8 protein-coding genes are annotated in these 10,167 nt (G+C 44.4%); 6 read left to right on the top strand and 2 right to left on the bottom strand.

From position 1 onward, the window contains the following. Nucleotides 1-184 precede the first annotated feature (184 nt). The 3 genes from AM228_RS30470 to AM228_RS27860 all read left to right on the top strand — a co-directional run bounded on the left by AM228_RS30470 (nt 185) and on the right by AM228_RS27860 (nt 3,666). Nucleotides 185-1,396, top strand: a complete 1,212-nt coding sequence (locus tag AM228_RS30470) for a pentapeptide repeat-containing protein (RefSeq protein ID WP_054470220.1) — start codon at nt 185-187, stop codon at nt 1,394-1,396. Nucleotides 1,397-1,644: 248 nt separating this feature from the next. After that, nucleotides 1,645-2,691 (top strand): pentapeptide repeat-containing protein, encoded by a 1,047-nt coding sequence (locus tag AM228_RS27865; protein WP_054470219.1) that lies wholly within the window; start codon nt 1,645-1,647, stop codon nt 2,689-2,691. Nucleotides 2,692-3,411: 720 nt separating this feature from the next. Next, nucleotides 3,412-3,666, top strand: a complete 255-nt coding sequence (locus tag AM228_RS27860; protein WP_054470218.1) for a hypothetical protein — start codon at nt 3,412-3,414, stop codon at nt 3,664-3,666. 88 nt (nt 3,667-3,754) lie between these two features. Here AM228_RS27860 and AM228_RS27855 read toward each other — a convergent pair whose 3' ends face one another. Next, on the bottom strand, nt 3,755-5,182 hold the full coding sequence (locus AM228_RS27855; RefSeq protein WP_054470217.1) for an aminopeptidase P family protein: 1,428 nt from the start codon (nt 5,180-5,182) through the stop codon (nt 3,755-3,757). 68 nt (nt 5,183-5,250) lie between these two features. Between AM228_RS27855 and AM228_RS27850 the strand changes: the two genes are divergently transcribed. After that, nucleotides 5,251-5,667 carry a DUF4332 domain-containing protein gene (locus AM228_RS27850; protein ID WP_054470215.1) on the top strand — a complete coding sequence of 139 codons (417 nt, stop codon included), beginning with the start codon at nt 5,251-5,253 and terminating at the stop codon, nt 5,665-5,667. On the opposite strand, the gene AM228_RS27845 is transcribed toward AM228_RS27850, so the two are convergent. Continuing rightward, on the bottom strand, nt 5,657-6,274 hold the full coding sequence (locus tag AM228_RS27845) for a TetR/AcrR family transcriptional regulator (protein ID WP_054470214.1): 618 nt from the start codon (nt 6,272-6,274) through the stop codon (nt 5,657-5,659). The genes AM228_RS27850 and AM228_RS27845 overlap by 11 nt on opposite strands. A gap of 392 nt (nt 6,275-6,666) precedes the next feature. Between AM228_RS27845 and AM228_RS27840 the strand changes: the two genes are divergently transcribed. Both AM228_RS27840 and AM228_RS27835 read left to right on the top strand, forming a co-directional pair. Continuing rightward, a complete protein-coding gene (locus AM228_RS27840; RefSeq protein WP_156332124.1) occupies nt 6,667-8,181 on the top strand; it encodes a pitrilysin family protein in 1,515 nt (504 codons plus the stop codon). A 107-nt stretch (nt 8,182-8,288) separates the two neighbouring features. Beyond that, the gene (locus AM228_RS27835; RefSeq protein ID WP_054470213.1) at nt 8,289-9,788 is read left to right on the top strand and encodes a pitrilysin family protein; all 1,500 of its coding nucleotides are present in this window, start codon (nt 8,289-8,291) and stop codon (nt 9,786-9,788) included. The last annotated feature ends 379 nt before the right edge of the window (nt 9,789-10,167 follow it).

Raw genomic sequence — 10,167 nt, 5'->3', positions numbered from 1 at the left:
GGGAAAATAGCTCAGTGCCAGGGATTTTATTTCTAGAAGGGGGGGGATTTACATATATCCCTCCCCTTCTTGTTTTTTTCTATTTTTTCACAACTTCACAAATAATGTCAGTGCATAAGTCTTATTAATTCCGATGTTTATCTCTGACAGTTACATGATAGGTTGATAGGTTGAGCAAGTCGCTATGCTGCGGGAGATGAAATTGGCGATGCAACAACCACTCTGTCTACTGGAATTAACCGCTACGTCCGTGCCAGCAAAGCAGAATGGCACGCAAATCGATTTATTTGTTACCCTGGATTTTCATCAAGAATGGCAAGAACTCAGTCCACCATCTCGTTTTCTGGTTGGTCTCCGAGGGGGTCAATTGACTCTGAGCTTGGAAAATGCCATTATGCCTGATTCTGAGCGTTTCTCTTTTGAAACGAGTACAAGTGGGCAAAGTGAGTGTCAGGTAGAAATTAGGGGGACGCAAACTGAACCGGGCTGGATTTTTATTGCTAAACGCGGTACTCCAGTTTTACAAGGCTCTTTGGCACAGATGAAGTTGGGAACGCTGCAAGTGACAGGCAGCCCTTTGGTGGTAGAAGCCACTTTTAAGGTGGACGCTTTGGATGTGCAAACTTTGGAAGCTCAAGGATTATGGCCCCATGATGTGAGTCCAAATCAACATAGTGTTTTAGAGCGGACTTTGATTCGATCGCTCTTTGAGTATAAGCTTCAGCCTTATGTCAGTCGGGTGGAGTTACGATTTTCCGATCCACAACAGCCACCGAGTTTGAGTTGTTATGAGGTTGAAGCTGATGATGACGGATTTTCTCGGTTAAATGAGACGATCGCGGAAATTTTGGCCGCTGACACGAACGACTTATTAGAGTTAGTCAAAATTGCCAACCTGAATCCGTTGGTAGATTTAGCGGGAGCAAATTTATTGGGAACAACCCTGAATGAAGTGGATCTCACTGGCGCTAACTTGGAAAAAGTCAATCTTCGAGGGGCTGACTGGAATGATGTTGACCTCAGTGGGGCTTCTTTAGTCGGGGCAAATTTGGCGGGGGCTGATTTTACTGGTTCGCTTCTGAGTGATGTGAATCTCGCTGGGGCTAATTTGCAACGCTGTTCTTTAGCATTAGCGAATTTAAGTGGTGCGAATTTAAGTGGTGCGAATCTCACTGAAGCAAATCTCACTAATGCGAATTTCAGTGATGCAAATTTAACCGATGCGAATTTGACTGGGGCTGATTTACAAGGTGCGGGTTTGGTCAGAACTAAGCTCACGGGGGTGAAGTTGGACAATACCAATGTGAAACAAGCACGATTCAAGATTGATTCGGGACTTTCTGAGGAAATGGAACAGCGACTTAAGAGTCACGGCGCGATCGTTGAGCATGAATAGGTCTCTGTGGCAGTTAGCCACTAACCTAAATATGACTTGATGAATGACTTGATGAAAATCTGCTTTTTATTTGAGGATTAGAGTTTGAGAGACGTTCCGAGCGGGCGTCTCTTTTACGATCTTGACTTAGAAGCAGCCGTCAAGATGTATGATTTGACCACTGATTCAAAAATTACCCCCTGGTTGTGCGATCTAAAGAATCAGAATCAATGATGAACGTCAATAATGAAGGTTAATGGTGTTGAACAATGTCTGAAGCTGACTTGCTCCTAAAACAAGGAATTGAGCAATATCATCAAGGTGAAGTGGATTCAGCCATGCAACTGTGGCAACAAGCCAGACAAAAGTATCAAGAACTGAAAGACCGGGGCAAAGAAGCGGCTACCCTGGGCAATTTAGGGGTGGGGTATCAAAAATTAGGGGATTTGTCTGCGGCGATCGCCTGTTATCAAGAACATTATCGCATCGCTGTGGAACTGCAAGACCCGCGAGGACAAGCCCATGCTTTATTTAATCTCGGAACGGTTTATGCCCGCTTAGAATCTTGGTCACAGGCGATCGCCGCGCAAGAAAGGTGTTTAGTGATTACCCAGCAAATGCAAGACAAAACTTCTCAAGGGAAAAATCTAGCCAGCTTAAAATTAGCCTACAAATCGATGGGAAACCAACAAAAAGCCAGAGAGTACCAGCTACAGTTGGTTTCTCTGGCACGAGAATTGTTTTTAGAATCCAACACGGATGATTTTATTGCCTTGGCAAAAAGTTTAGGAATTAACCCCATTGAAGATTTTGCCTGTTCTGACCTTAGTAATCTTGATTTACATTATGCGGATTTAGGTCAGGCGGATTTAAGTGAAGTGAACCTGAGTCATGCGTATCTGGAATTGGCAAATTTGCGCCGCGCCAATTTGCGGCAAGCTTGCTTACGCTATGCTCAAATGATTAATGCTAATCTGTCTGATGCTAATCTGAATGGCGCTGATTTAACTGGGGCGGATTTACGCACAAATCTGAGTGGTGTCAATCTCACGGATGCGAATTTGACAGAGGCGAATTTAACCAGTGCTTATCTTTTCGGGGCCAAGTTAACCAGAGTCAATTTAACTGGCGCTAATTTGACCAATGCAGATATCACTGGTGCGAATCTAACTGGCGCTGTGCTCCACAATACGAACTTAAGTCGGGTTATTTTTACCGAAACAATGTTAAAAAATGCCCGATTTCGAGAAAATTTAGGCTTATCTGAGGCGATGAGACAGGATTGTTTACAGCGCGGTGCTATTTTTGAGGATTAAGTCGGCGATTATTGAAGATTTATTGTAATCATTTAAATTTTTAAGTTATCAATTTCCGGGTCTTGAATCTTTGGGGAGCAAACATCGTGTCTTTTGTTCGTGTCTTTGATAAAAAATTTGAGGGTGATGAGGTACGAAATTTAATGTCTGGCGATTAAATATATGGTAGCCTGTTTTTCGCACGCAATTTAGAGGTTTATATTACTGAGGCGAGGGTGACGATTTGTTGATATTTGTACCTGATTAAGTTAAAAATAACTGAAGGGGATGAATTTTTATGGATAAAAATTTGATTATTTTATATCTGAATTTTGCGTAAGTGTTTTCACGGATAAAATCATTGTGGCTACTGAAAATTATACCCGGAAAAATTGCAGATCTAACTCAAGTGGATATAATAATTCAGCAATAAGTCCACAACAGGAGTCGGCGATCACCCATGAAATCAAGATTTAGCATGGCTTGATCCGAAATATAAAAAAATGTACAATAGAATACATCCAATAAGCCCTTGATCGATTATGTCCGAGTTTTTACGGGCAACACCCATGAAGTATTTGACTCCTATTACTGACTAGATACCCGGTTTTCTATATAAAAATTCAGTGTTGATAAGTGTTGAATTGAGGGAAACTTTATGTTTAAATCAAGATACCGTAATTTTCCGGTCATATAGGAATTTTTTACGCTTACATACTCAGGATTCCAGGGAAAAAAACCATGGTAGCACAACAAAAATTTTTCAAGTTAATGTCTCCTTGTGGGTGCTTATCTCTCTTACTGGTGGTGGGTTTAGGCACTGGCATTGAACATTTGATTAGCACCAGTTGGAATCAGGCGCAACAGAGGGAGAAAATCCACAACTTTTCCCTCGCAGAAAAAAGACAAGCCAAGCAAAAAGCGGATCAAGACAATCAGGACGATCCTAATTGTGAAAAACGTGGCTGTGTGCCAAATCCGCGATATGTGTTGTAAATTTTCTCCCCTGCGATATTGCTCCGCAACGCGAAAGCTGCGATCGCGTTGCGTCCCGGAGGGAGTCCTCACTGCGATCGCCCTATAGTTAACCTTGAATAATTTGCTCAATGATATGGGGATTTGTGGGCAAATCTGCCGTTAGGGTTTCCGATCGCCCGTCGGTGATTAAGACATCATCTTCGATGCGAATCCCTCTGACATCAGCAAATTTGGCCAAATACTCCCAGTTGACCACATCTTTATATTTATTCCGATTTTCTGGCTGATTCAAAATCGCCGGAACTTGATAAAACCCAGGTTCAATTGTCACCAGCATTCCCGCTCGCAAGGGTCGATTGAGTCGCAAAAAACATAAGCCAAAGCGATCGCTCCTCACTCGTCCGGTTTCATACCCAGCAATATCGCCTAAGTCTTCCATATCATGGACGTCCAACCCTAGTAAATGCCCGATGCCGTGCGGGAAAAATAGGGCATGGGCGTCCATTTCTACCAAATCTTCTGGCTGCCCTTTTAAAATGCCTAAATTGACCAAACCTTCAGCAATCACCCGACAGGCTAATAAATGAATATCCTGATATTCCACCCCAGGACGGGCGTAGGCAATACAAGCATCATGGGCGGCTAAGACGATATCATAGATATCTCGTTGGGTGGGAGAAAATTTGCCAGAAACCGGCCAAGTTCTGGTCACGTCAGCGGCCCAACCGGAAGCTGTTTCCGCACCTAAATCAACTAACAATAAGTCTCCCGGTTGTAGGGGGTGGTGATAGACCTGATTATGCAAAACTTCCCCATGCACGGTGACAATGCTGTTGTAAGCGCATTGCATATTGTTGGCAATCAGCACTCCTTCCATTGCTGCCCGCACCATTGCCTCGGTTTTTGCTCTCGGTGTGGCCATCATTCCGGCTAAATGGGCTTGCATTGTACAAGCAGCAGCAGACATTAACTGGGATAGGGCTATTTGGTCGTGAGTCAGACGGACGGTGGCGATCGCCTGGGCTAATTGCAAATCTATCTCTTTATAGCGATCGTCATAACGATCGTCCGTTCGCGGAAGCGGTGCGGAGCACTTTGGCTGAACGGAATGGCGAACCATATTGCGGACCATATACTGTTCCGCACGAGTGGCGCTATCTTGCACCATAATTGTTGCTGCCCCAGTCGCCCGTGACGCTAACTCCTGCTTGGGAAAAGCTGCATCAGCGCCAATGGCTTCGGCAATTTGTGCTCTGGTGGGCATGACCCCATGCCAGAGGGTACTTTCTGGGTTGGGGTCATCCATAAACAGTTCTAGTTTCCCGGAGTCTAAACGAATTGCGGCATCTTCAACGGGCAACCCGGCGAAATAAAGAAAATGACTGCTGGGACGAAAGGGAAAGGTATTATGGGGAAAATTTCGGGATGATGGCTTTCCTGACCAGAGGATGACTGGAAATGATATCAGTTGAGCCAGTTGTTGGCGGCGATTTTTTAAGGTTTCTACGATCGGATTCGGGCTGGTGGCTGGCATGATTTAAAAAATTCCTGGAGTCAATATGCTAGGATTATATGCTCTAAAAAAAGGTGAAAAACTGTGATATGAAATTGCGGAGTTGGCCGATTTCTCAATTACCTGGATTGAGCGATCGCCACCAAGCTGAATTAAAACAGCAAGGTATTGCGACCACGGGTAAACTGCTCAAAAATGCCAACACCCCAGAGCGTAAATTAGCTCTGGCACATCACTTAGGCATCCATGTTCAGTATGTCAATAAATGGGTGGCATTGGCTGAGTTAGCCGGTATTCCCACCGTGGGCTGTCAATATAGTGGACTGTTACTTCATGCGGGAGTGGGCTCAGTGAAATTACTGGCCCAGATGCCCGTGTATAAAATTCATCAACAGATTTTACGGGTACAAGTGGCGATGATGCAACGCAAGGATCTCTGTCCCACACCGGATCTAGTGGCTCAATGGGTACAAGAGGCGAAGTTATTGGTTAAAGTTAATCTTTAGCCAAAACCCCATTGAGGAAAATATCGGCCAGTCCTTCGGCCATTTCTTTCTGAGCAAGTGGCGATGAACTTTCTGCCAAGATGGTGTTGTAGCTAAACCCGGCGATCGCAAACATCCCCAAAAAGACCTGAGCCACAAATTTAGGATTCATCCGCCGATAAATGCCTTTGTCCATTGCGGTTTGAAAGAATGCCTCGGCCACATCAGTCATTTTGGCAATGACTTCACTTTGGATGCGATCGCGTAATTCGGGGTGAAACTGTGCTTCCAGAAAGCAAACCCGCATCAAATCACCATTTTTATGCAAATTCAACATTCGGCGGCGCATCACCTGACCCACCGCTTTATAGCTGCCCATTTCACTTAATTCAGTTAATAAGTCCGTGAGGATTTCGATCCAGCCCTCGGTGGCTAACTCCACCAAAATTGCTTTTTTATGGGGAAAATGTCGAAAAATAGTCCCTTCTGCCACCCCGGCCTCGTGAGCGAGATCCCTAGTGGTGGTGCCATTGTAGCCCTTGTGGGCAAACAATTTCTGAGCCGCCTGAAGAATTTTAGTCCGAGTTTGCGACTCTATGCCGGAAGTAATTTGGTTCATCGCTTGCATAATTTAAATAGACAATGCCGGATGAAATTGCTCATCCTTTCTACTTAATTGTCCAACGAATCAAGCGGAAAATGGGCAAACTTTAATAGATTGTTAAGATTGCCCGGAGGCGCCACTGCCTTTTCTGGTCTTTTGCCGCACCATGTCACCTCTATTACTCCCACAACCTTAAACTAAACCCGTTAAAAATGACACTGACTAAACAAACATTTTCGCCGAAACCACAACTGAATTGGCAAGAAACCGGGTTTCTTAAAGAAACCCGGTTTCTTGACGCTTGGCGATCGCCCAACCAAACCAGCGAATCCCACTACCAGAGAACCAACCATCGGCCTTGGAAATGGCCAAATTTCCCCAGGGCAACCTTACTTGTGGGCATCCTCCTCGCGGTCATGCTGCTGGGCTGGGCAACTTTCCCCACCCCAGCAGCGGCGAGAACCGATGAGTTTAAGCCCGTCCAACCAGCACCCACATCATCCATTCAGCCCTACTTAGACCGGGTAAAACAAAAAGTCACCGAATTTCGTCTAGACAATGGACTTAAATTTATTGTCCTAGAACGACATGAAGCGCCAGTTGTCTCCTTCATCACCTACGCCGACGTGGGTGGGGCAAATGAACCTGTGGGTAAAACTGGGGTGGCTCACTTTCTGGAACATCTCGCCTTTAAAGGCACGACGAAAATTGGCACCACGAACTATGCCGCTGAAAAAGAACTGCTGAACAAGCTGGATGAGATTAACGATCGCATTTCTGCGGCTGAAAAAGCCAATCGCCCCTCAGAAGTGGCGAAATTAAAGGCAGAATTTGCCCAGGTAGAAACGGAAGCGTCTAAATATATTATTCAAAATCAATTTGGTCAAATAGTGCAACAGTCCGGCGGGGTGGGACTCAATGCCACCACTTCTGCCGATGCCACCCGTTATTTTTATAGTTTTCCCGCGAATAAGTTAGAACTGTGGATGTCTTTGGAGTCTGAGCGCTTCCTGGAGCCAGTATTTCGGGAATTTTATAAAGAAAAGCAGGTGATCTTGGAAGAACGGCGTCTGCGGACTGATAATTCGCCCATTGGTCAGATGGTGGAAGTATTTCTGGCCGAAGCATTTCAGATCCATCCCTATCGCAACCCGGTGATTGGCTATCCTCAAGACCTACAAAATCTCACCAGAGCAGATGTCCGGGAGTTTTTCGAGACTTACTACACTCCGAACAATATGACGATCGCGATCGTGGGAGATGTTGACCCCGCAGAAGTCAAGCGCTTGGCGAACATTTATTTTGGTCGTTATCCCGCCCCCCCCTCGACTCCCCCCCAAGTTGAACAAGTTGAGCCACCGCAAACCCAACCCCGGGAAGTGACTTTGCGCTTACCGACTCAGCCTTGGTATTTGGAAGGATATCACCGACCGGCGGTTAACGATCGGGATAATGCGGTTTATGACATGATTACCGCTATTCTCAGTGATGGTCGAACTTCAAGGATTTACAAGTCTTTGATCGAAGAAAAGCAATTAGCTTTGAATGCTCAGGGTTTTAGTGGCTTTCCGGGGAATAAATATCCGAATTTGCTGCTATTTTATGCTCTGACTGCGCCCGGTCATACGGTGGAAGAAGTCGCCAAAGCATTACATACAGAAATTGAACGCTTAACCAATGAACCTGTGTCAGATTTAGAACTAGAACGGGCAAAAACTAAGGCAAGGGCTGATTTGTTGCGATCGCTCAATTCTAATTCTGGGATGGCGAGTCTGCTGGTGGAATATCAGGTCAAAACCGGGTCTTGGCAAAACCTGTTTAAACAACTGGAAAGTATTGAAGCTGTCACCGCCGCCGACATTCAACGCATCGCTCAAGCCACTTTTGTCCCAGAAAATCGCACCATTGGTCGCTTACTGCCGACTGAGTAAAAGCTGTTAGTTGTTAGTTGTTAGTTNNAACAACTAACAACTAACAAATAAAAACTAACAAATAACCATTGTCTCCCTTTAGTCCTAATCAACACTGTGAGAAATTTATGCTCAACTCCAATGCAAAAATGGTGAAAGGAAAAAGTAATTTTGTCTTGATAATTTTGGCTATTGCTTTTGCTTTTATATTGTTATTATTGTCACCAGTAAAAGCAGAGCAAGCCAAACATTATACAGATTTAAAATTGCCGCCGTTACCAGAAATTAAAATTCCTGACTATACCCGCTATCAACTTGATAATGGGTTAACGGTGTTTTTAATGGAAGATCGCGAACTGCCTTTGGTCAGCGGTCAAGCATTTATTAAGACGGGCGATCGCTTAGAACCGGGCGATCAAGTTGGACTAGCGAATATTATGGGTGAGGTGATGCGTTCCGGTGGCAGCAAAAGTCATCCGGCGGAGCAAATGAATGAGTTATTAGAACTGCGGGCAGCCGCTGTAGAAAGCTCTGTGGATAGTGATGTCGGCAGTGTGAGTTTTACCGCCTTAAGTGAAGACCTGCCAGAAGTGTTTGGCTTATTTGCGGAAGTCCTCCGAGAACCGATTTTTCCCCAAGATAAAATTGACTTAGCCAAAAACCAACGGCGCGGGGCAATTTCTCGGCGGAATGACGATCCGAATGAAATCGCCGGACGAGAATTTCAAAAATTGATTTATGGGAGTGAAAGCCCTTATGCTCGCACCATAGAATATCAGCATCTAGATAATATTTCTCGTCAAGATTTGCTGAAATTTTATCAGGCTTATTTTCATCCTAATAATATCATCCTAGGGATTGTGGGAGATTTTAATTCCCAAGAGATGCGATCGCTAATCGAACAGCAACTAGGCAACTGGAAACCTAACCCCAATGTTGCGGCTATCAATCAGTCACCACCAGTATTGGCAAACCCAGCCAAACCCGGTGGCATATTTTTTGTTAATCAGCCTCAGCTTACCCAAAGTTATGTGCAAATGGGACATTTAGGCGGTCAATTAGATAGTCCTGACTACACCGCTTTATCCGTACTCAATGGGGTACTTAATGGCTTTGGAGGCCGAATGTTTAACAAAGTCAGGTCTGAAAAAGGTCTAGCCTATTCTGTCTATGCTTATTGGAGTCCTCGCTTTGACTATCCGGGGATTTTCTTAGCTGGGGGTCAAACCCGTTCTGAGGCAACGGTTGCATTCATTCAAGCCGTATTCAGCGAAATTGAACAAATTCGCCGCGAACCCATTACCCAGACTGAGTTAAACTACGCCAAAGATTCCACCTTGAATTCTTTCGTGTTTAATTTTCAATCTCCCGGTCAAACCTTATCGCGTTTAATGCGGTATGAGTATTACAACTATCCCCAAGATTTTATCTTTCAGTATCAAAATGGAGTTGAAGCCACGACCATTGCGGATGTCCAAAGAGTCGCTGAACAATATTTACAGCCCGATAAAATTGTCACCTTAGTGGTGGGCAATGATCCGGCAATTCAGCCTCCTTTGTCTAGTTTAAATCCCACAAATAACGTCAATTCAATTGACATTTCTATCCCTGAACCTCAGAGGAGTTAATCGCCAAAATTAATCCGGTTAAATTGCTTGATTTTTGCTGGTTTTTTGGTGATGATAATGACATCGGGTGGGCATTGACCACCCGATATTAACTGAATTTTCGCTACCTTAATCTAACTTAATATAGATAATATAGATATGCAGTCTTACTGATTTGTTTAGATTATTTACAGATATCATCTGAATCGATCGCCGCCAAATTCCCAGCTTTCAAATTGCATCTTCAGCAGATATCTTCAGCAGATATATTTTGATCCCAAAAAATTTTCAGCCAAAAAAAGAAACGCGATCGCCTAAAAAACCTGAGAACCGCGACAATTTTGGCAGTTTCACCGAGAGCAAAAATAAGTTGGTTTATCACCGCTCGTAAAAATCTGGA

It is taken from the genome of Planktothricoides sp. SR001 (assembly GCF_001276715.1).
In the GTDB taxonomy this organism is placed as follows: Bacteria; Cyanobacteriota; Cyanobacteriia; order Cyanobacteriales; family Laspinemataceae; genus Planktothricoides; species Planktothricoides raciborskii.
This window is presented reverse-complemented; position numbering and strand designations above follow the sequence as displayed.